Origin of the sequence: Mammaliicoccus sp. JADD-157, from assembly GCF_049310805.1 — a bacterium.
Lineage (GTDB): Bacteria > Bacillota > Bacilli > Staphylococcales > Staphylococcaceae > Mammaliicoccus > Mammaliicoccus lentus.
On the sequence record NZ_JBMOVZ010000001.1, the window covers coordinates 1,182,215 to 1,204,863 of the forward strand.

18 protein-coding genes are annotated in these 22,649 nt (G+C 32.1%); 13 read left to right on the plus strand and 5 right to left on the minus strand.

From position 1 onward, the window contains the following. Positions 1-183 precede the first annotated feature (183 nt). The 3 genes from ACO6VN_RS06000 (at position 184) to ACO6VN_RS06010 (ending at position 1,791) form a co-directional block, all read left to right on the plus strand. Entirely contained in the window at positions 184-414 is a 231-nt protein-coding gene (locus ACO6VN_RS06000) for a YneF family protein (protein WP_016999596.1), read from the plus strand. A gap of 182 nt (positions 415-596) precedes the next feature. Beyond that, the gene (locus ACO6VN_RS06005) at positions 597-1,283 is read left to right on the plus strand and encodes a cytochrome c biogenesis CcdA family protein (protein WP_016999595.1); all 687 of its coding nucleotides are present in this window, start codon (positions 597-599) and stop codon (positions 1,281-1,283) included. 34 nt (positions 1,284-1,317) lie between these two features. Then, positions 1,318-1,791, plus strand: coding sequence for a CcdC family protein (locus ACO6VN_RS06010; RefSeq protein WP_026023651.1), 474 nt, complete (start codon positions 1,318-1,320; stop codon positions 1,789-1,791). An 18-nt stretch (positions 1,792-1,809) separates the two neighbouring features. Here ACO6VN_RS06010 and ACO6VN_RS06015 read toward each other — a convergent pair whose 3' ends face one another. Next, on the minus strand, positions 1,810-2,322 hold the full coding sequence (locus ACO6VN_RS06015; RefSeq protein WP_276325830.1) for a DUF2621 domain-containing protein: 513 nt from the start codon (positions 2,320-2,322) through the stop codon (positions 1,810-1,812). Positions 2,323-2,391: 69 nt separating this feature from the next. On the opposite strand from ACO6VN_RS06015, the gene sbcD reads away from it, so the two are divergent. The 3 genes from sbcD (at position 2,392) to ACO6VN_RS06030 (ending at position 7,260) form a co-directional block, all read left to right on the plus strand. Then, positions 2,392-3,519: an exonuclease subunit SbcD gene (gene sbcD / locus ACO6VN_RS06020; protein WP_422404379.1), complete on the plus strand. Its 1,128-nt coding sequence runs from the start codon at positions 2,392-2,394 to the stop codon at positions 3,517-3,519. Next, complete coding sequence (sbcC, locus tag ACO6VN_RS06025; RefSeq protein ID WP_422404380.1) at positions 3,519-6,542, plus strand: exonuclease subunit SbcC; 3,024 nt, start codon at positions 3,519-3,521, stop codon at positions 6,540-6,542. Before sbcD ends, sbcC begins: the two co-directional genes overlap by 1 nt. Positions 6,543-6,639: 97 nt before the next feature. Then, the gene (locus ACO6VN_RS06030) at positions 6,640-7,260 is read left to right on the plus strand and encodes an SCO family protein (RefSeq protein WP_194200747.1); all 621 of its coding nucleotides are present in this window, start codon (positions 6,640-6,642) and stop codon (positions 7,258-7,260) included. A gap of 216 nt (positions 7,261-7,476) precedes the next feature. Here the strand turns inward: ACO6VN_RS06030 and mscL are convergent, their stop codons facing one another. Further along, a complete protein-coding gene (mscL, locus tag ACO6VN_RS06035; protein ID WP_016999589.1) occupies positions 7,477-7,836 on the minus strand; it encodes a large conductance mechanosensitive channel protein MscL in 360 nt (119 codons plus the stop codon). A gap of 195 nt (positions 7,837-8,031) precedes the next feature. Between mscL and ACO6VN_RS06040 the strand changes: the two genes are divergently transcribed. The 3 genes from ACO6VN_RS06040 (at position 8,032) to menI (ending at position 13,203) form a co-directional block, all read left to right on the plus strand. Beyond that, positions 8,032-9,657 (plus strand): BCCT family transporter, encoded by a 1,626-nt coding sequence (locus tag ACO6VN_RS06040; protein ID WP_135020162.1) that lies wholly within the window; start codon positions 8,032-8,034, stop codon positions 9,655-9,657. Between the two features lie 293 nt (positions 9,658-9,950). Then, positions 9,951-12,656: an aconitate hydratase AcnA gene (acnA, locus tag ACO6VN_RS06045; protein ID WP_194200746.1), complete on the plus strand. Its 2,706-nt coding sequence runs from the start codon at positions 9,951-9,953 to the stop codon at positions 12,654-12,656. A gap of 100 nt (positions 12,657-12,756) precedes the next feature. Further along, entirely contained in the window at positions 12,757-13,203 is a 447-nt protein-coding gene (gene menI, locus ACO6VN_RS06050) for a 1,4-dihydroxy-2-naphthoyl-CoA hydrolase MenI (RefSeq protein ID WP_016999586.1), read from the plus strand. Between the two features lie 55 nt (positions 13,204-13,258). Here the strand turns inward: menI and ACO6VN_RS06055 are convergent, their stop codons facing one another. Together ACO6VN_RS06055 and plsY are read right to left on the minus strand one after the other, a co-directional pair. Further along, positions 13,259-13,558 carry a HesB/YadR/YfhF family protein gene (locus tag ACO6VN_RS06055; RefSeq protein WP_016999585.1) on the minus strand — a complete coding sequence of 100 codons (300 nt, stop codon included), beginning with the start codon at positions 13,556-13,558 and terminating at the stop codon, positions 13,259-13,261. 13 nt (positions 13,559-13,571) lie between these two features. Next, positions 13,572-14,150 carry a glycerol-3-phosphate 1-O-acyltransferase PlsY gene (plsY, locus tag ACO6VN_RS06060; protein WP_016999584.1) on the minus strand — a complete coding sequence of 193 codons (579 nt, stop codon included), beginning with the start codon at positions 14,148-14,150 and terminating at the stop codon, positions 13,572-13,574. Between the two features lie 200 nt (positions 14,151-14,350). Here plsY and parE point away from each other — a divergent pair, with 200 nt between their 5' ends. The 3 genes from parE (at position 14,351) to ACO6VN_RS06075 (ending at position 20,410) form a co-directional block, all read left to right on the plus strand. Continuing rightward, entirely contained in the window at positions 14,351-16,351 is a 2,001-nt protein-coding gene (gene parE / locus ACO6VN_RS06065) for a DNA topoisomerase IV subunit B (RefSeq protein ID WP_422404381.1), read from the plus strand. Continuing rightward, a complete protein-coding gene (gene parC / locus ACO6VN_RS06070; RefSeq protein ID WP_016999582.1) occupies positions 16,351-18,765 on the plus strand; it encodes a DNA topoisomerase IV subunit A in 2,415 nt (804 codons plus the stop codon). The genes parE and parC overlap by 1 nt, the downstream gene beginning before the upstream one ends. Positions 18,766-18,850: 85 nt before the next feature. Next, a complete protein-coding gene (locus ACO6VN_RS06075; protein ID WP_016999581.1) occupies positions 18,851-20,410 on the plus strand; it encodes an alanine/glycine:cation symporter family protein in 1,560 nt (519 codons plus the stop codon). A 318-nt stretch (positions 20,411-20,728) separates the two neighbouring features. Here the strand turns inward: ACO6VN_RS06075 and ACO6VN_RS06080 are convergent, their stop codons facing one another. Then, positions 20,729-21,712 (minus strand): DUF1002 domain-containing protein, encoded by a 984-nt coding sequence (locus tag ACO6VN_RS06080; protein WP_194200199.1) that lies wholly within the window; start codon positions 21,710-21,712, stop codon positions 20,729-20,731. Between the two features lie 98 nt (positions 21,713-21,810). Here ACO6VN_RS06080 and glcT point away from each other — a divergent pair, with 98 nt between their 5' ends. Beyond that, on the plus strand, positions 21,811-22,647 hold the full coding sequence (glcT, locus tag ACO6VN_RS06085) for a glucose PTS transporter transcription antiterminator GlcT (protein ID WP_194200198.1): 837 nt from the start codon (positions 21,811-21,813) through the stop codon (positions 22,645-22,647). Positions 22,648-22,649 lie beyond the last annotated feature (2 nt).

Sequence of the window (22,649 nt, forward strand, 5' to 3'; positions counted from 1 at the left end):
CATATATAAATGTCTTGGACTGTTTTATTCCTAGTCATCTTTGCCGGGGTGGGCTGTGAAATCTTTTTAGCAAAATGAGATTTCTGTCCCGCTCCCTTTTTAATTTTGAAACATTAAGTTTCATCTTGATAAAATCTTTTTAATTTAGTAAACTTTTAGAGGATACAGAAAGTGGGTGAAATAATGGCAACATGGTTAGCAATACTATTAATCATCGTGGCATTAATCGGTGGGATTGCTCTAGGATTCTTCCTTGCGCGTAAATATATGATGGATTACTTGAAAAAGAATCCACCTATCAATGAGGAAATGTTACGAATGATGATGATGCAAATGGGTCAAAAACCATCTCAAAAGAAAATAAACCAAATGATGACAATGATGAACAAAAACATGGATCAAAAAATCAAGTAGTTTATATACATTGATGTTAAAGGGATTGCGACACTTCTTGAAAGTGATGTGGTCCCTTTTTATTTGTTAAACTTAGTATAATTAAACCTTAGTTTTAATAACTTTTCACTTATTGTTCAAAATAAATCGTTTTAATGACGCATAAATTTGATAAAATGGAAATAATAGTGAGGGGGGATATAATGGAATTAACAGTTTTTGTTGCTTTTGGTGCAGGTATATTAAGTTTTGTTTCTCCTTGCGTTCTACCTATATATCCTGCTTTTGTGTCATACATTACAGGTATGAGTTACGATGATTTAAAAAATAAAGGGCTAAGTCGTAATGCAATATTACATACTATTATCTTTTTGTTAGGGTTTAGTTTAATCTATATGATTTTAGGTATGGGCATAGGATACATATCTGGCTTGTTTATAAATTATCAAACATTAATAAGACAAGTAGGAGCAATCATCATTATTGTGTTTGGATTAATCATTTTAGGTGTATTCCAACCACAATTTTTAATGAAAGATAGAAAAATTAATTTTAAAGCAAAGCCTTCAGGTTTTATTGGTACGTTTTTAATTGGTATGGCTTTTGCAGCTGGGTGGACGCCGTGTAACGGGCCGATTATAGCTGCGATTGGAACGTTAGCAGCAACAAATTCATCCCAAGCGATGTTATATATGCTACTGTATGTACTTGGATTTAGCATTCCATTTTTCGTATTAACTTTCTTTATAACAAAATTACAAATAATTAGGAAGTACAATGTTGCTATCATGAAGTTTGGTGGTATAATTATGATAATTATGGGAATTTTATTGTTCTTTGATTTATTAACTGACATAACAATATTTTTCCAATCTTTGGGTTTGGAATAAACACAAATGATATTTAGAACTTAAAGGGGTTTTAATCATGTATTTGCTTTTTTCAGTATTTATAGCAGCTTTAATGAGCTTAGCCGTTATAGTTGTAAGAATGAAAGCACAAAATTATCCAACAAATACTAGAAAGATTATATTACCACCATTTTTTATGGCTACTGGAGCACTTATGTACGTAGTGCCTTATTTCAGACTAACAGGTGCTGAAATAATTGAATCGATCATTGTAGGTCTTTTCTTTTCATTATTTCTCATATTCACATCCAACTTTGAAATTAAACGTTCTGAAATATATATGAAACGTTCAAAATTATTTCCAGTAATTCTTATTTCTTTATTGATTATAAGAACTGTAGGCAAGTTTGTATTGAGTGATTCAATCGATCCGGGCCAATTAGCTGGTATGTTTTTCTTATTGGCATTTAGTATGATTGTTCCTTGGAGAATATCTATGTACTTTAAATATAAGAAATTACGTAATCAAATAAGTGTTGTAAAATAAAAACAACGCACTACTCATTTATTGAGTGTGCGTTGTTTTTGCATTTGAAATTTCTTCTGCATGATCAAATATAGAAAACTTGTTTTTTTCATCGTCTGCTAATTCGAACAATGGCAAATATGGTGTATAATCGATATTAAGTTCTGTTAGCTTTTTCTTCATAAATTTGTGATCTCGTTTAGGTGTAGCAACGATATATCCCCTCATGATATGATCGAGTTCAATCGAAGTAGCATGTTCTTCTAGCGCGATTTTAGATACACGTCCACCGATTTTCTCTTTAGCAACGTCTCTAAAAAGATCTGGTACTGGAGACACTAATTCGTTTAATAATGATCTTGCTTCATCATTCCATAAAGGCAAGGCTTTGTGGATATAGTAATCTTGCCAATCGAGTTCACTCATGCCATCATCTTTAGGCATGCGCTTTAAGAATTTTCGAAACATAAAGAATCCGCCAATAGCAAGTAACGAAATAAAAACTATGCACCATAAGACAATAAAGAATATAAATACGTTACTCAATGAAATCACTCCTTATGACTAGTATAAATGAAGCAAATAAACCTGTCTAACAAATATTTTGAAAGGTGATAGAATATGAAAATTTTACATACAGCTGATTGGCATATAGGAAAAACTATAAACGGCCAGTCATTATTAGAAGACCAAAAATATGTATTAGAACAATTATACGAAGCAGTAAAAGAATATAAACCGGATGTTGTAATCATAAGTGGGGATTTATATGATTTACATTATCCAAGTAAAGATGCAATGGTCGTGTTGGAAGATGCGTTATCTAAGATTAATTTAGAATTAAATACGCCAATAATCGCTATAAGTGGTAACCATGATGGGAAAGAAAGATTGAATTACGGTGAAAAATGGTTTGCTAAGTCAGGATTAAAGATTATGACAGATTATCATGACATGTTTAAACCAGTAGTAATGAATGATATCCATATATACGTTATGCCGTATTTCACGCCTGCTGATATAAGACAAGCATTTGGCAATAAAGACATACATACACATCAAGAAGCTACTGATTATATCGTTAAACATATGGAAGAAGTGATGGATGACAGTAAAACGAATATACTCGTAGGACATTTATTCGTAGCTGGAGGAGAATCAAGTGATTCTGAAAGACCACTATCGATAGGGACGATTGAAACAGTTAGCGCTCAAACTTTTAAGTCTTTTGATACTGTTATGCTAGGACATTTGCATCATCCATTTGCGATTCAATCAGATTATATATTTTATTCAGGCTCGTTAATGCAATATTCATTCTCTGAACAGAACCAAGCTAAAGGCTATAGGTTGTTTGAATATAGCGAGAGTAGTTTTGAGCAAAACTTTATACCACTAACACCTAAACGTTCTTTTCATGTTGTTCAAGCGTCTTATGAAGATGTTATACATGAAAATATTACAATTCAAAATCAGGAAGACTATTTTCATTTTAAATTGACGAATATGGATCATGTAACGGATCCACTTATGAAGATACGTGATATATATCCAAATACATTACAAATATCTAGACAAGATTATGAAGTGAAAGAAGATGAAATTCAATTAGATGTTCATGCTTTAAGTGATATAGAAATCATAAAGTCATTTTATAGTCATGTAACAGATGAGGAGTTATCTGGTATTAAAGAAGAAAAGGTTGTTCAATTACTTGAAAAAGCAATCAATAAAGGAGTTGATGAATAATGAGACCCCTTACTTTAAACATGCAATACTTTGGGCCGTTTATTAATGAAACGATAGAGTTTAACCATTTATCAAAATCTCAACTCTTCTTAATAAGTGGTAAAACAGGTTCTGGGAAAACGATGATATTTGATGCTATGGTATATGCTTTGTATGGAGAGACATCGACCCAATCAAGAGATAAAGTGGATTTAAGAAGTCACTTTGCAGATCCTAAATCACCAAGTAAAGTGCAATTTGAATTTAAAATTAAAAATGAATCATATTTAGTGGTTAGAACAATTAAATATATAAAAGAAGGAAATAAGAATCCAACAAATTCTACTGTGGAAGTGTATAAAGAAGTAGACGGCGAATGGTCAATACAGACGAGTACGATAAATGAAAGTAATCAATATTTGAATGATATATTGCATATGAACGTTAAACAATTTAGACAAATTTTAATATTACCTCAAGGGGAGTTTAAGCAATTTTTAATCTCAAATAGTACAGAGAAGAGAAGTATCTTAAGAACATTATTTGATAGTGATCGTTTCGAAGCATTGCAAGAACAATTAGGAGAAGAGATGAAGAAAGAAATTGCTTTAATAGAAAGTCATTATCAGCAAATTTCTCAATGCTTATCAGATTTACATGACTTCGATCATGAAACATTAAAAGAACTAAAAGATATAGAAGGCCATCGCTATAAGAAAGTGGAAAATGCATTAGTACAGTATGAAGAAATAGGTAAAGAAAAATTGGACTATCAGTTGAAAGAATTAAAAGAACAAGAAACAATCGTTAAAAATTTAGAAAAGAAATCTGAAGAAGAGAAGGTCATTAAACAAAACTTTGATACATTACAAGAAAAACAACATGAGTTAAATATGCTAAACGAACAAGTTGAGCATATTAATAACTTAAGAGAACAATTAAGGTATTTAAAAACAGTACAAAATATTACGCATCAGTATAATCAATTAAAAGAGAAACAAACTAACAAGAAAGAAACTGAGAAGCAACACGAAGAATTAAAAACTGAAAAGCAAGAATTTCACACTCAATTTGAATTTTATAACAACAAGTTAAGTGAAAAGCTTGAAAGCCAAGAGGACATTAATAAGCAAAGAGCATTTATTAATAAGACAAATCATATCTATACAAGCATAGAACAGTATTATGATAGTAAAGAACATTTACCTGAAGCGAAAAAACAACTAGAGAAGTTAAAAGAAGAGATAACTCAGAAGACAAATTCTATTACAACATTGCAAGAATCTTTAAAAGATATAGATGCAGATGATGAAGCAGAACAAAATAAATTAAAACTGCAAGAATCTTTAAAACTTGAATTACAGCAATTAGAAAATACACAAAATCAATTTCAAGAAAAGGAAACACTTATTGCAACTCAGAAAGAGATTAAATCAAAACTAAGTGAGTTAGAACAACAAAAAAAGAATATTGAACAAAGCATGAAAGAGTCAGATGCATTTGAAGTGTTAACAGTAGAAGATGAAATACTGAAAATTCAAAAGCATGTGCATGAAGGTGATGCTTGTCCAATATGTGGTTCCAACATAGAGAACTTAAACGGTGATATAGATTTTGATTCATTAAGAAAAGAAAAAGAAGAACAGCATGAAATTAAACTAAAGCATCAAAAAATTTCTAATGATATTGCCGTATATAAGGAAAGACAAAACAATACAGAATCACAGATTAAGAAATTAAATGATATTGAATCAGTTTCGCATAAAATACAATCTGTAAACGATGATTTAGGAAAAATACAAAAAGAAATTGAGGATTTAAGAGATAGTAGACAACGTAGCCAAAAAATGAAACAAGAAATTCACGATTTAGAAAAAGGGTTATCTCAAGATGAAATAAATAGTATTAGTATTCAAAATGAAATCAAAAATTATAAACATAACATGGATTATTTTAATAAAGAAACTCAATTTGAATCTATAGAAGACTTTAGTAAACAATTTAAATCGTTTGAAAATGAAATTAAAAGTTATGATCAAGAATTAGAAACGTTACAGTCTCGAGTAAATGAATATAAAGAGAAGTTGTACCAAATAGAGAACAAACTAAGTTCTATTAGCGAAAGAAGGCAAATGCTTGAAGAACAAGTAGCATCTATTAAGTCATATTTAGAAAGTGAAATGGATAAGCAACAAATAGAGTCATACGAACAATTAGATAAACTTATATTAAGTGTGAATAAAATTGATGAGTATGAAGTTGAAGTAACAGAATTTGATAAGAAATATATTAAGTTAGAAGCGGATGTAAAAGAATTAACTGAAAAAGTTAAAGATTGTGATGTACCAAATTTAGAAGACATCATTTCTCAATTAAATGCTGCTAAAGAATTAGAAGCAGAAATGACGAAATTAAACACACAATTACAATTAAAAGTTGATCAAAATAAAGATAAACGAGACGCTATTCAAAAGATAATAGCCAAAATAGAACGAGATTTACAAGAACAAGAAGAAATGATTGAACTATCTAGAGTGATGAACGGTAAGAATAGTGAGAAATTGTCATTAGAAAACTACGTACTCATTTACTATTTAAACCATATATTAGATAGCGCAAATCAACAATTTGTTAAAATGACCAACAATCGTTATCAACTTGTACGTAAAAAAGAAAAGTCTATGGGGTTAAGCGGATTAGAAATAGAAGTGTTCGATAGATTTTCTAATAGAACGAGACATATAACGTCGTTATCAGGTGGAGAAACGTTCCAAGCGTCACTATCTTTAGCGATAGGATTATCTAATATAGTGCAGCAAGAAGCGGGTGCTGTGCACTTAGAATCAATGTTTATAGATGAAGGGTTTGGAACGTTAGATGCAGAAACATTAGAAACAGCGCTGGATACACTCGTCAATATACAAATGTCTGGAAGGTTAGTAGGCATCATTTCCCACGTTTCAGAATTAAAAACTAGAATCCCAACCATTTTAAATGTAAATAAAAATGGATTTTTAAGCACAACCTCTTTTACGGTTAACTAAAAGACACAGCAAAGACATAAATTAATGAAAATATGTGTTTAAGTTGTAATTTTAATTTGATATATTTTAATTAATAGCAAATTTTGGGAGTGTTTAGATGAAAAAGGGAATATTTATTGGCTTACTCGCTACCATAATTTTGATAGTTAGTGCTTGTAGTAACAATGCAATAGAACCCGAGAGTCAGTATGGGAACAAATTGCAATCTTTTAACGTCACTGATCAAAATGGCGATAAATTTTCACAAAATGATATGAAAGGTAAAGTATACATAGCCGATTTTATATTTACTGATTGTGAAACAGTTTGTCCACCAATGACATATAATATGAGTACAGTAATTGACCAATTAGAAAAAGATGGTGTGAAAGATTATGGCGTAATCAGTTTTAGTGTAGACCCTGATAACGATACACCTAAAAAATTAAAAGATTATATTAAACAATATAATGTACCTGATGGAAAATGGACGCTAGTAACGAATTATGACTTTAAATTTATTAAGCAATATGCAGAAGATAATTTTAAATCAATCGTAGCGCCGCCACCAAAAGGTAGTAACCAAGTAACACATGGTACAAGTTTCTATTTAGTTGATCAGAATGGAAAAATTATTAAAACATATAGTGGTCAAGATGCTGGGGATAAGAAATTCCCTAAATCAGAAATCGTAGCTGATGTTAAGACATTAGTTGAAGATGGTCCAATTGAAGATTAAAGTTCATATTTAAATAAACCCCTAAATCGTTAGTAATATTAAGATTTAGGGGTTTTTATTTTTAAAATCTATAAATTGAAGGATAACGTTATTGACACGTTTGAAGAGAAGTGACAACAAGGATAGCATTATTGACACGTTTTGTAAGAAAAGGGAATAAAGAAGAGGCTGAGACACAATAAAAATGGTCTCAGCCTCAAATAGTATATGTAAAACTTACTTTTCACGTAAAGCGTCGCGAATTTCTGTAAGTAATACAGTTTGTTCATCGATTTCTTCCTCTTCTTCACCTTTTCTCATAACGGTATTTGCAATTTTAATAAAGATGAATAAAGCGAATGCCACGATTATAAAATCAATAATCGATTGAATAAATAAACCGTACTTAATACCCATTAATGACCATTTTTCAGCGAAGTCTACTTCACCAAAAATAAGACCAATTAATGGCATGATTACGTTCTCTACTAAAGATGTAACAATTTTGTTAAAGGCTGCACCAATAACAACGGCGATTGCTAAATCTAAAACATTACCTTGTAAAGCAAAATCTTTAAATTCTTTTAATAATGACATATTAAACACCTCCTCGTCGTCATAATAATACCTTAAACACACAAAAATTGAAATAGTGAATTTGATTTAAAACTTGATATTTGGTAAAGTATTGAAGTTGCTGTTTTGTTAAAATTATTTTTTAAATTTATTAGGTTAAAAATAATTTAAACGGGAATAAACAATTATGAGTTTGTATTTGAAAGGAGTAGTGCGATGTCGAACGTACATAAATATCCAAATGGTAGAAAAATATCAAATGTGTTTACATTTAGTGCAATCGTAATAGGTATAATCGTAGCACTCGGTGCTATTTTTCCAACTCAATTTGGCGGTATAACTGCTGATATCAGTGCTTGGATATCTAAATACTTTGGTTGGTATTATATGATTATTACTATATTGATGGTATTTTTCTGTGTATTTATTATTTTTAGCCCAATAGGTAAACTGAAATTAGGTAAACCGCAGGATAAACCTGAATTTAATACTATTTCATGGTTTGCTATGTTATTTAGTGCTGGTATGGGTATCGGTCTAGTATTCTATGGTGCTGCTGAACCTATGTCACACTTTATCTCACCACCAACGGCTAGTCCGGAAAGTAAAGCTGCAATGACAGAATCAATGAGATCTACATTTTTACATTGGGGCTTTCATGCATGGGCAATTTACGGAGTAGTAGCATTAGCATTAGCTTATGCACAGTTTAGAAAAGGTGAGCCAGGTCTATTATCTAAAACGCTTAGACCTTTACTAGGTGACAAAGTAGATGGGCCAATCGGAACATTTATCGATGTGTTATCAGTATTCGCTACAGTAGTAGGGGTTGCTGTTTCACTAGGTATGGGTGCTTTACAAATCAATGGTGGTTTAGAATACTTATTCGGTGTTCCAAACAATATCGTAGTGCAAGGTGTTATCATCATTATTGTAACTGTCTTATTCCTTGCAAGTGCATGGAGTGGACTAAGTAAAGGTATTCAATATTTAAGTAATTTAAACCTTATTTTAGCAAGTATATTACTTATTGTTACTTTAATTATTGGTCCTACTATTTTAATTTTAAATATGTTTACATCATCAACTGGAGCTCTATTTGATAGTTTCTTATTTAATGGTTTCGATATTGCACCATTAAATGAGCAAAAGAGTGCGTGGTTAAATGATTGGACACTTTATTATTGGGGCTGGTGGATGAGTTGGAGTCCATTCGTAGGTATATTCATAGCCCGTGTATCTCGTGGACGTTCAATTCGTGAATTTATTTTAGGCGTTATGTTAGTACCAACAATCGTCAGCTTCATTTGGTTCAGTGTGTTTGGAGTTACAGGTATTGAAGTTGGTAAGAAAACACCTGAAATATTTAAAATGACAACTGAAACACAATTGTTTGGAGTATTTAATGAATTGCCTATGGGCATGCTTTTATCGCTAGTTTCCTTGGCATTAATTTGTATATTCTTTATTACTTCAGCCGATTCAGCTACATTCGTTTTAGGTATGCAAACAACTTATGGTTCATTAGAGCCAGCTGGTAGAATTAAAATTGTTTGGGGTGTAGCACAATCATTAATCGCATTTGTGTTGCTATTCTCTGGTGGCGACACTGGATTAGGCGCATTACAATCAGCCGCCATAATATCTGCGTTTCCATTTAGTTTCATCATAATTATGATGATTATAGCGTTCTATAAAGATGCTAACCAAGAACGTAAATACCTTGGTTTATCTATTACACCAAATAAACACCGTATGAAAGAATACGTTGAAAAATCAAAACGTGAATACGAACAAGAATTAAAAGAACAAAGAAGATTAGAAAGAGAATTAGAAGACTAATCAATTAAAAACGCCTATCAAATTTCACATTAGTGATTATTTGATAGGCGTTTTTTATTATAAAAATTAAATTATTTCTAAAATGAATTTCATAAAGAGTTGATAATCATTCTCATTTAATAACTAATTTTTATGTATAAACTATTATGCATAAGTAAAACTTATGGTTGCGTATCAAAAACTTGAATGGTAAATATAATGATTTTTAGGGTGAAAGTGTTGTTTTACCTAAGTTTTGATTATACAATTGTATATGAAGCATTTTGATGTACAAATTAAAGGGGGAACAAAAAATGAGCTCAAGTTTAAAAGAACAAGCTAAAAAGTCTTTTGAATTGAACGGTAAAAATTATACGTTCTACAGCTTAAATACATTAGATGAATTAGGTCTTACTAATGTTGATAATTTACCATATTCTATCCGCGTATTATTAGAATCAGTTTTAAGACAGTATGACGGACATGTTATTAAAGAAGAACACATTATGAATTTAGCTAAATGGGGTAAAACAAATGATGCAGATGCTGAAGTACCATTCAAACCATCACGTGTAATCCTTCAAGATTTCACTGGTGTTCCAGCAGTTGTAGATTTAGCTTCTTTACGTAAAGCAATGGATGATGTAGGTGGAGATGTATCTAAAATTAACCCAGAAGTTCCTGTTGATTTAGTTATTGACCACTCAGTTCAAGTTGATAGCTACGCTTTACCATCTTCTTTAGAAATGAACATGAAATTAGAATTTGAACGTAACATTGAACGTTACCAATTCTTACATTGGGCTACTAAATCGTTCGATAACTATCGTGCTGTACCACCTGCAACAGGTATTGTTCACCAAGTAAACTTGGAGTACTTAGCAAGCGTCGTGCACATTAGAGAAGAAGAAAATGAATTAGTGACTTACCCAGATACTTTAGTTGGTACTGACTCTCATACAACTATGATCAATGGTATAGGTGTTCTAGGTTGGGGTGTTGGTGGTATTGAAGCTGAAGCTGGTATGCTTGGTCAACCATCTTACTTCCCAGTGCCTGACGTTATAGGTGTTAAATTAACGAACGAACTACCACAAGGAACAACTGCAACTGACTTAGCATTACGTGTTACTGAAGAGTTACGTAAAAAAGGCGTTGTAGGTAAATTCGTTGAATTCTTTGGTCCTGGTGTAGAAAAACTACCACTAGCAGATAGAGCTACTATCGCAAACATGGCGCCTGAATATGGTGCGACTTGTGGTTTCTTCCCAGTAGATGAAGAATCTCTAAGCTATTTACGTTTGACTGGCCGTACAGAAGAACAAGTTCAAGTAGTAGAAAAATACTTAAAAGAAAATAATATGTTCTTCAAAGCTGAAAAAGTTGATCCAACATATACTGAGGTTGTTGACTTAGACTTAGCTACAGTTGAAGCTTCATTATCAGGACCTAAACGTCCTCAAGACTTAATTAAATTAAGCGATATGAAAAAATCATTCGTAGATTCAGTAACTGCTCCAGCAGGTAACCAAGGTCACGGCTTTGATGAATCTGAATTTGATAAAACTGTAGATATCGAACTAGAGGATGGTACGAAGACTACTATGACAACTGGTGATTTAGCTATTGCTGCTATCACTTCTTGTACAAACACTTCAAACCCATACGTAATGTTAGGTGCTGGACTAGTTGCTAAAAAAGCAATCGAAAAAGGGTTAAAAGTTCCTCCATACGTTAAGACATCTCTAGCTCCAGGTTCAAAAGTTGTTACTGGATACTTAAGAGATGCTGGTTTACAAGACTATCTAAACGAATTAGGATTTAACCTAGTTGGTTACGGTTGTACGACTTGTATCGGTAACTCTGGTCCTTTATTACCTGAAATTGAAAAAGCAATTGCAGACGAAGATTTACTTGTTACTTCAGTATTATCTGGTAACCGTAACTTCGAAGGACGTATTCATCCGTTAGTTAAAGCAAACTACTTAGCATCACCACAATTAGTTGTAGCTTATGCTCTAGCAGGTACTGTGAATATCGATTTACAACATGATCCAATCGGTAAAGATAAAGATGGTAAAGATGTTTACTTAGAAGAAATCTGGCCATCAATTGAAGAAGTAAGAGATACTGTACTTTCAGTTGTAACACCTGAATTATTCCGTGAAGAATATAAAACAGTATTTGAATCAAACGAAGTATGGAATCAAATTGAAACAACAGATCAACCATTGTATGATTTCGATCCAGAATCAACATATATCCAAAATCCAACATTCTTCGAAGGTTTATCAACTGTACCAGCTGATATTAAACCTCTAAAAGATTTAAGAGTTATGGCTAAATTTGGTGATTCAGTAACAACTGACCATATTTCTCCAGCAGGTGCAATTGGTAAAGATACACCAGCAGGTAAATACCTTCAAGATCATGGTGTAGCAATTAGAGACTTCAACTCATACGGTTCTCGTCGTGGTAACCACGAAGTAATGATGAGAGGTACATTTGCTAACATTCGTATTAAGAACCAATTAGCGCCAGGTACTGAAGGTGGCTTTACAACATATTGGCCAACAGAAGAAATCATGCCTATATATGATGCTTCAATGAAATATCAAGAGAATGGTATCGGCTTATGTGTGTTAGCAGGTAACGATTACGGTATGGGTTCATCACGTGACTGGGCTGCTAAAGGTACTAACTTACTAGGTGTTAAAACAGTTATCGCTCAAAGTTATGAACGTATTCACCGTTCAAATTTAGTTATGATGGGTGTATTACCGTTACAATTTAAAGAAGGCGATTCAGCTGATAGCTTAGGTTTAACTGGTAGAGAATCTATTTCAGTAGACTTACACGAAGGTGTAAAACCTCGTGATATTCTGAAAGTAACAGCTACTGATGAAGACGGTAAAGTAACTGAATTTGATGCGTTAGCTCGTTTCGACTCAGAAGTAGAAATTGACTACTATAGACACGGTGGTATTCTACAAATGGTGTTAAGAAATAAATTAGCTTAAAGTCAGAAAAACGAGTCTGAGACATTCATTTATGTCTCAGACTCGTTTTATTTATGTTATGATATTAGGGATAGCGATTTAGAAAGAGGGATTATTCAAAATGATTTATAGTGAAACACCAATAGATGTACGTTATGCAGAAACAGACAAAATGGGCGTCGTATATCATGCAAATTACGCAATTTGGTTAGAAGTTGCACGTACAGATTATATTTACAAAGCTGGCTTCAGCTATGCAGATATGGAAGAGGCAGGTATCATCTCACCAGTAGTCGATTTAAATATTAAATATAAAAAATCTATTACATATCCTGAGAGAGTTATCATTAAAACGTGGATATCGCATTATTCACCAATTAGGTCAATTTATTCATACGAAATATTAAATGAAGATGGGGAAATTGTGAGTACAGGTTCAACAACGCATGTTTGTTTGAAAAAAGGTACAAATAGACCAATTAGATTAGATAAAAGCTTCCCAGAATGGCATGAAGCTTACTTAAAAATTAAAGAAGAAACAGAACAAGGTATTGATCGAAAATTATAAAAAATAAAAGCAGATAAATCGCCTTAAAGCGACGTTTATCTGCTTGTTTTATAGTTTATTTTGAAGTTTTAGCTTCGTATTTAATTTCTTCGTTATCATTTAAATCGATAAGTAAATCATTATCTTCAAAGTACCATAAATCTTTTTCGTCAATAAAGAATGGAAGGTTATCTTTTTCGTCTTTAAACCCAACTTCAGATGAATTTAAAGGTTCTACAGTGAATGCAGGTGAAAAACCTTGCTTGAGTTGAAATTCACCGCCATAACGCACGAATATTCTTAACGCTTGGTCTTCATTGAATTCTAATTCATTTTTAAACCATTCAACTGCTTTATCTGTAATTTCTAAATTCATAGTGCATTCTCCTTTACATCCATTTGATTTTTGGTTCATTCCCTTTAAATATGCGCACGATATTTGATCGATGCCTTACAAATAATATGATGAATATCGCGATTGAAATAACTAAAAATGGTATATCGCCTATTATAATTGCACCTATAACACAAAATGTCGCTGCAACCATACTAGATAATGATACATATTTAGTTAGGAATAATATAGCAAAGAATATAATTGCAAGTACGATGAGTAATATCGGGTGAACACCCAATACTGCACCAGCACTTGTTGCTACTGCTTTACCACCACGGAATTTCAAGAACACTGGAAATACGTGACCGACAACGGCACACATTCCTATAAAAATACTAGGAATATCTAAATTAAACCATATTGGGAAGAAAACTACAATGAATCCCTTGAAAATATCTAAAAACATTACGATAAATCCAGCTTTTTTACCTAATACTCTAAAAGTATTAGTAGCACCTAAATTGCCACTTCCAAAATTTCTGATATCTTTTTTATAAAATAATTTACCTAACACGAGGCCACTTGGGAAACATCCAATCAAGTAGCTAAGTATAATAACAACAAATGTCATTATAAAACACTCCTTTGTTAGCAGGTACTAATAGTTTACCATAACTAGAAATAGGTTACTATTTAAAATATGATTTTACCATAAGATATAAAGTGAAATTGTACTACTATTAGTGATAGGACTTGCATTTTCCGGAGATTTATAACAAAATAACTAATGTATAGTAAAAAAACGAACGTACGTTTGTAGGAGGAGAAATATTGAATAAACAAGCAAAAGTTCAATATGGTGAAGATTCAATTCAAGTACTCGAAGGTCTTGAAGCTGTTAGAAAAAGACCTGGTATGTACATCGGTTCAACAGATGTTCGCGGACTTCACCATTTAGTTTATGAAATTGTAGATAACTCTGTTGACGAAATTTTAAATGGGTATGGTACTGAAATAGAAGTAACAATACATAAAGATAATAGTATTTCTGTTTCTGATAACGGTAGAGGTATGCCAACAGGATTGCACAAAACCGGCAAACCAACACCTGAAGTTATTTTCACAGTTTTACACGCTGGTGGTAAATTTGGCCAAGGAGGCTATAAGACATCAGGTGGATTACATGGTGTAGGTGCATCTGTAGTGAACGCACTTAGTGAATGGTTAGAAGTAACGATTCACAGAGAAGGCCATACGTATAAACAAAGATTTGAAAAAGGCGGTAGACCAGTTACAACATTAGAGAAAAAGGGGAAGACGAGAAAAACTGGAACAACTGTACATTTCAAACCAGATCCAACAATATTTAAAAATTCTACTCATTATAATTTTGAAACATTGTGTGAAAGACTGCAAGAATCTGCGTTTCTATTAAAAGCGCTCAAAATTAAAATAAAAGACTTAAGAGGCGAAGAGCCTAATGAAGTTTTTTATCATTATGAAGATGGTATTAAAGAGTTTGTTAAATATTTGAATGAAGGCAAAGATGTGCTACATGATGTTGCAATGTTTACTGGCACTTCTAATCAAATTGAAGTGGATATTAGTTTTCAGTTTAATGATCAGTATTCAGAAACTATTTTAAGTTTCGTGAATAATGTTCGAACTAAAGATGGTGGAACACATGAAACGGCACTAAAAGCTTCATTTACAAGAGTATTTAATGAATATGCTCGGAAAATAGGAGAATTAAAAGCAAAAGATAAAAACTTAGATGGTAGCGATATTCGTGAAGGTTTAACAGCTATTATTTCAGTGCGTATTCCAGAAGATTTACTACAATTTGAAGGACAAACTAAATCTAAATTAGGTACGACTGAAGCAAGAGCTGCCGTAGATTCAGTAATATCTGATCAATTACCTTTCTATTTAGAAGAGAAAGGACAATTATCTAAGTCATTATTAAAGAAAGCTGTAAAAGCATCTCAAGCGCGTGAAGCTGCACGTAAAGCTAGAGAAGAAGCGAGAAATGGTAAGAAGAATAAAAGAAAAGAAACATTGCTCTCAGGTAAGCTAACGCCTGCTCAAAGTAAAAATACTGAGAAAAATGAACTATACTTAGTAGAGGGTGACTCTGCAGGTGGTTCAGCTAAATTAGGAAGAGATCGTAAATTCCAAGCGATCTTACCATTAAGAGGTAAAGTTATTAATACTGAAAAAGCTAAACTTGAAGATATATTTAAAAATGAAGAAATCAATACGATTATTCATACTATTGGTGCCGGCGTAGGTGCTGACTTTAGTTTAGAAGACAGTAATTACAAAAAAGTTATCATCATGACAGATGCCGATACAGATGGTGCTCATATTCAAGTATTACTTTTAACATTCTTCTTTAAATATATGAGACCTTTATTAGAAGCAGGTCGCGTGTATATTGCATTACCACCTTTATATAAAGTAGAAAAAGGTAAAGGTAGAAAGAAACAAGTTGAATATGCATGGACAGATGAAGATTTAGAAGTATTAATGAAAAAGCTCGGTAAAGGTTTCACACTGCAAAGATATAAAGGTTTAGGTGAAATGAATGCTGACCAATTATGGGAAACAACTATGGATCCAGAAACAAGAACATTAATTAGAGTAAGCATAGATGACGAAGTACGTTCACAAAGACGTGTAACAACATTAATGGGTGACAAAGTTGAGCCGCGTAGAGAATGGATTGAAAGACACGTCCAATTTGGTATGCAAGAAGATCAAAGCATACTTGAAAGTGATGATATTCAGCTGCTTGATGATGAAATAGAAACAGAGGGGGAAGTTAATTAATGGTTGAACAAATACAAAACCTTCCTTTAGAAGATGTTATAGGGGATAGATTCGGTCGGTATAGTAAATATATTATCCAAGACCGAGCGCTTCCTGATGTACGTGATGGCTTGAAGCCAGTACAACGAAGAATTTTATTTGCAATGTACAAAGATGGCAACACTTATGAGCGAAACTTTAGAAAAAGTGCGAAAACAGTAGGTAACGTAATCGGTAATTACCACCCTCACGGTGACTCATCGGTATATGATGCAATGGTTCGTATGAGCCAAGATTGGAAACTAAGACATGTATTGATTGAAATGCATGGTAACAATGGTAGTATCGATAATGATCCTCCAGCAGCAATGCGTTATACAGAGGCTAAACTTAGTAAATTAGCAGAAATACTGCTTCAAGATATAGATAAAGAAACAGTAGAACATGTTCAAAACTTTGATGATACGGCAATGGAGCCTATGGTTTTACCAGCGAGATATCCGAATTTATTAGTAAATGGTTCTACTGGTATTTCTGCGGGTTATGCGACTGATATTCCACCACATAATTTAGGTGAAGTTATTGATGCGACACTAAAATTAATAGATAAACCTACTACAACAATAGATGAACTTATTAAGTTTATTAAAGGACCTGATTTCCCTACCGGTGGTATTATTCAAGGTTTAGATGGTATTAAAAAGGCTTATAAAACTGGTAAAGGTAAAATAGTTGTAAGAAGTAAAGTAGAAATAGAACAAATACGTGGCGGAAGAGAACAAATTATCGTTTCAGAAGTTCCTTTTGAAGTGAACAAAGGTAGTTTAGTTAAAAAAATTGATGAACTACGAGCTGACAAAAAAATAGAAGGTATCGTTGAAGTTCGTGATGAAACTGATAGAGAAGGTTTAAGAATAGCAATTGAGCTTAAAAAAGATATAAATAGTGAAGGCGTTCTAAATTATTTATATAAAAATACTGATTTACAAGTTTTATATCATTTTAATATGGTTGCAATTAACAAAAGAAGACCAGAATTATTAGGACTTAAAGAGATTTTAGAGAGCTATATTGAACATCAAAAAGAAGTTGTTACTAAACGTTCTCAATATGAACTCTCTCAAGCTGAAAAGCGTATGCATATCGTTGAAGGTTTAATAAAAGCTTTATCTATACTTGATGAGGTAATAGAAACCATTAGAGCTTCTAATAATAAACGTGATGCTAAAGAAAACTTAATTGCAAAATATAAATTTACTGAAGAACAAGCAGAAGCAATCGTAATGCTACAATTATATCGTTTAACAAATACAGATATTGTATCTCTAGAAGAAGAATTCGATGAATTAAAGAAAACAATAGAGCGTCTAAAAGATATTTTAAATAATGAAAGTTCATTGTTAAAAGTGATTAAATCAGAATTAAGATCTGTGAAAAAAGAATTTAGTGATGAAAGAAAAACAGACATAGAAGAAAAAATCTCTGAAATTAAAATTGAAAAAGAAATTCTTGTACCAAGTGAAGAAACGATTGTTTCTATGACACGCGATGGATATGTTAAAAGAACTTCAAATAGAAGTTATCAAGCAAGTGGTGTTGAAGAAGTTGGCTTAAAAGATGGAGATTATTTGTTAAAACATCAAAAAGTCAACACACAAGATACGCTAATTGCTTTTACTTCGAAAGGTCATTATTTATTCATTCCTGTACATGAAATAGCCGATTTAAAGTGGAAAGAATTAGGTAAACATGTTTCACAGATGATTCCTATCGGTGATGACGAAAGAATTATAGATATATTCTTTGAAACTGATTTCAAACCAGAATCTAATTATATTATTGCTACGAAAAACGGCATGATTAAGAAATCAACAAATGATAAATTTAAAGCATCTAGAATTACAAGACCATTAGTTGCAATGAAACTAAAAGATGATGATGAAGTTATTTCAGTATTGAAAATAACAGAAGATGAACTTTTAACAGTGATAACTGAAAAAGGTATGAGCTTAACATATGATACAGATGAACTATCAGACATAGGATTAAAAGCTGCTGGTGTTAAATCCATTAACTTAAAAGATAATGATAATGTTGTCATGACAGAAACGTTACCAAGTAACAAATCAGTATTCATTGTCACAGATCGTGGTTCAGTAAAACATATGAAAGCAGACCAATTTGTTCCCGCGAAAAGATCTCAACGTGGTTTAATGATATTAAAAGAATTAAAATCAAAATCACATAAAATTATAAAAGCTTTAACTCTTTCTGAAAATGAAACTTGTATAATTTTATCTGAAAAAGACGTCATTAAAGTAGACACTAAAGACTTTAATTACAGCGAAAGATATACAAATGGTAGATTTATCGTTGATGAAAGTGAGTTTGGTCAAGTCATAGATGCATACTTCGATGAAAAAGCACTTGAATAAAAAAATATAGTCATATACTAATTGTCATGGTAAAATCATGATAATGATTTATTAGACTAATTTTATTTAGAATTGAGGGATTTGTTTGAAAGACTTTGATAGTTATATCCCAAGTTGGTTTCATGACTTTGTTCAATGGGGTAATGATTTAATTTGGACGCAAAACTTAATTTTCTTACTTTTACTGGCAGGAGTATTCTTCACAATTAGTTCTAGAGTTGTACAACTTAGATGGCTGCCAGAAATGTTTAGGATTATTTTTGAAAAGCCAGAAACACTTGAAGATGGGAAAAAAGGTATATCATCTTTCCAAGCATTTGCAATTAGTGCGGCTTCACGCGTAGGTACTGGTAATATTGCCGGTGTAGCTACAGCTATCGTTCTTGGTGGACCTGGTGCTGTATTCTGGATGTGGGTTATTGCATTTATCGGTGCAGCCAGCGCATTCTTTGAAGCTACTTTAGCTCAAGTATATAAAGTAAAAGATGAAGAGGGCGGTTTTAGAGGCGGCCCAGCATACTACATAGAACGTGGACTTGGCCAAAAATGGCTAGGTGTTATCTTTGCAGTTTTAATTACAGTTACTTTTGCATTTGTATTTAATACTGTGCAATCTAATACAATTGCTGCATCTTTAAATGAGCAATATGAATTTTCGAATATTATAACAGGTGTTATTTTAGCTATTATAACTGGAATTGTTATTTTTGGTGGTGTTAGAAGTATTGCAACAGTATCATCTTTCATCGTTCCAATTATGGCAGTCGGTTACATTATATTAGTAGGCTACATCTTAGCGATGAATGTTGATCAAATTATTCCAATGTTACAAAACATCGTAAAAAGTGCTTTTGGATTACACCCAGCGTTTGGTGGTGCAATTGGTTTTGCATTAATGCAAGGTATTAAACGTGGGTTATTCTCAAACGAAGCTGGTATGGGTTCTGCAGCAAACGCCGCAGCAACTGCAGCCGTAAGTCACCCAGTAAAACAAGGTTTAATTCAATCATTAGGTGTATTCTTTGATACATTAATTATTTGTTCAGCTACTGCAATTATGTTACTGCTATATACTGACTTACAATTTGGAGCAGATGCAGAACAAGGTGTAGCAGTTACACAACAAGCTTTAACAACACATGTAGGTGAGTTTGGTGGTATATTCTTAACTATTGCAGTATTTATGTTTGCATTCTCATCTATTATTGGTAACTATTACTATGGACAAGCTAATATTGAATATTTAACGAAAAATAAATTTATAATGTTTATTTTTAGATTATTAGTTGTTGGTATGGTATTCGTTGGTTCAGTTGTACAAGTACAAACTGTTTGGGATACTGCAGATTTATTTATGGGATTAATGGCGGTTATAAATATCGTAGCATTATTCGGTCTAGCTACAGTCGTGTTTGAAGTAGCGAAAGACTATCGAGACCAAAGAAAACGTAAATTAAATCCAGTATTTAAAATAGAAAACTTAAAAGCAAACTTCAGTAATATTGAAGCTTGGGGCAATAACCCATATAGTAGAAATGAAGATACAGCAGTGAAAAAGAAAAATAAGCCAACTGTAGATTCAGAAGAAGAAAATGTTTCAGAAAATAAAGATGAAACTTTAAATGATGATAAGAAAGATCAATAATTATCATTTATAAAAAATGAATGAAAGTGTTACTTAGGACTGCTGAGAAAATTGGCAGTCTTTTTTATGTTTTGAATGTAAAATATTGCAAGACAAGAGACAGGTGCAACATTCATCCTATAATCAACAAAAAAGGGGGTGGGACAGAAATCTCATTTTAATAAATAGATTTCGTAGTCCCACCCCGGCAAGGATGACTAGGGTTGGAAAAAGCTTGATATAAGCGCATTTTCAATCCAGTCAGCTACTGCCATTATAATAAATGAGGCTGAGACATGTATTTATGTCCCGCCTCATTATTCTGTATATTAATTGGGATTATTTAAATAAATTAGCGATTGAATTAAAGATATCTTTAATTGCGTTGACGATTTTATCCCATAGTCCTTCGTCTTGTAATTTATCTTTAATGTTATTTCCTAAGTCTTCTGCTTTTTTCTTAGCATTTTTGAAATCATCTGACTTAACTATGTCATTAACATAATCTTTAGAGTTCTTAATAAAGTCTTTAGCATTTTCTCCATCGAAAATACCGTCTTTTTGAGCACTATCGATTACATTAACAATTTTGTTAACTTGATTTTCATTAATGATGTTTGTTAATCCATTATCTTCAATTTTTTGATTTACGATATTTGTAATTTCAGTTACTGAAACGTTCCCGGATTTTTCTGCAACTGCTTGTTTAGATTCTGCCACTGTCTTGTTAAGTTGTGATTGAGAGAATCCTTCTTGATCTTTATTTTCTTCAGATATCTCGTTTATTGTAGATAGCTCTTCTTGTGCTACTTGTGTTCTGTTTGAATCTATAGATTCACCTTGTGCTTCGAAGGCTTTATAAACACCTGCAAGTGCACTTTCTCCTGTAACATCTTCACTTGACGCGATTGTAACGTCAGCATCTTTAATACCAGCTGTCATTAGAGCATTTTTGTAAGTATCTTCTGTAACTTTAGTGATTTGACCTTGATCTTGGTTGATTGTTAAATTCAAGCCACTACCTTTAGAAGTTTTCGTTATACGAATGCTAGATTTGAGTACATCGTTTGATGACTGCATATTCAAGTATTTATTTAAATCTTCAGCATTAACATATGTTGTTTTATCACTGTTTTTTGTACCTAAAAGATTTGAAGTTGTTTCTTTAGCTGAAGGGTTATTCTCTAAAGCTGCTCCATAAACAGTAACTGCGTTATCCCAAGCTTCTTCAGTTACTGCTTGAGCTTGTTGCTTCGGATAAAAAATAGTAGCAATAACTAAAACGGATAGCATAGAAATAATGTATGTTTTTAAGTTTCTCACATGACTCACGTCCTATAAATTTATTGATATATTATATCTATCATTATATTAGCATCAATTGTATAATATGTAATAGGTCTTCAGAATGAGGTTTTTATATGGGAAAATATATTATCGAAAAAACACTCAATAATAATGTGTTAGTTGCTAACTATTATCAAAAAGAAGTAATTTTAATAGGCAAGGGGATTAGTTTTGGTAAAAAACAAGGTGAAGAAATTGATACAGATTTAATAGAGAAAGTTTACTTATTAGAATCTGAGAGAGATAAAGATAGATATACACAGTTATTAAACGGAACGAGTGAACACGTATTTAATACAATATTAGAAGTAGTAAATGGAATTGATAAACAGTTGGGCGGTAGTGTAAGTGAAAAAACGCTCATTTCATTAACTGATCATATTGTATTTGCAATAAAGCGAATAGAAGAAGGTATTTATGTTCATAATCCATTTTTAAAAGAGACAGAAGTGCTTTATCCAAGGGAATATCAAATTGCTGAAAACGCTGTTAAAGCTTTAAATGAAAAGTTAGATTTACAGTTTATCGAGTCAGAAGCTGGATTTATAGCATTACATATCCATTCAGCTGAAGAAAATCATTCACTTAACGACATAAATAATATAAAACAAATTATACAGAAGTCAATTATTATAATAGAAGAGGGCCTTGAAGTTAATATAGATAAGAATAGTATTAATTATAGTCGTTTTGTAAGACACTTACATTTTGCGATTCAAAGAGTCTTAGCAGATGAAAGAATTCCGGATGCAACTGATATTGAATTGTTATTGAAAGCGCAATATCCACTGTGCTATAATATTGCTGTAAAGATAGTGAAGATGATGCAAACACAGTTAAAGAGGCCAGTTTATGAATCTGAATTAGCATATTTAACAATGCACATCCAACGCTTTAATAATAACTTATAAAT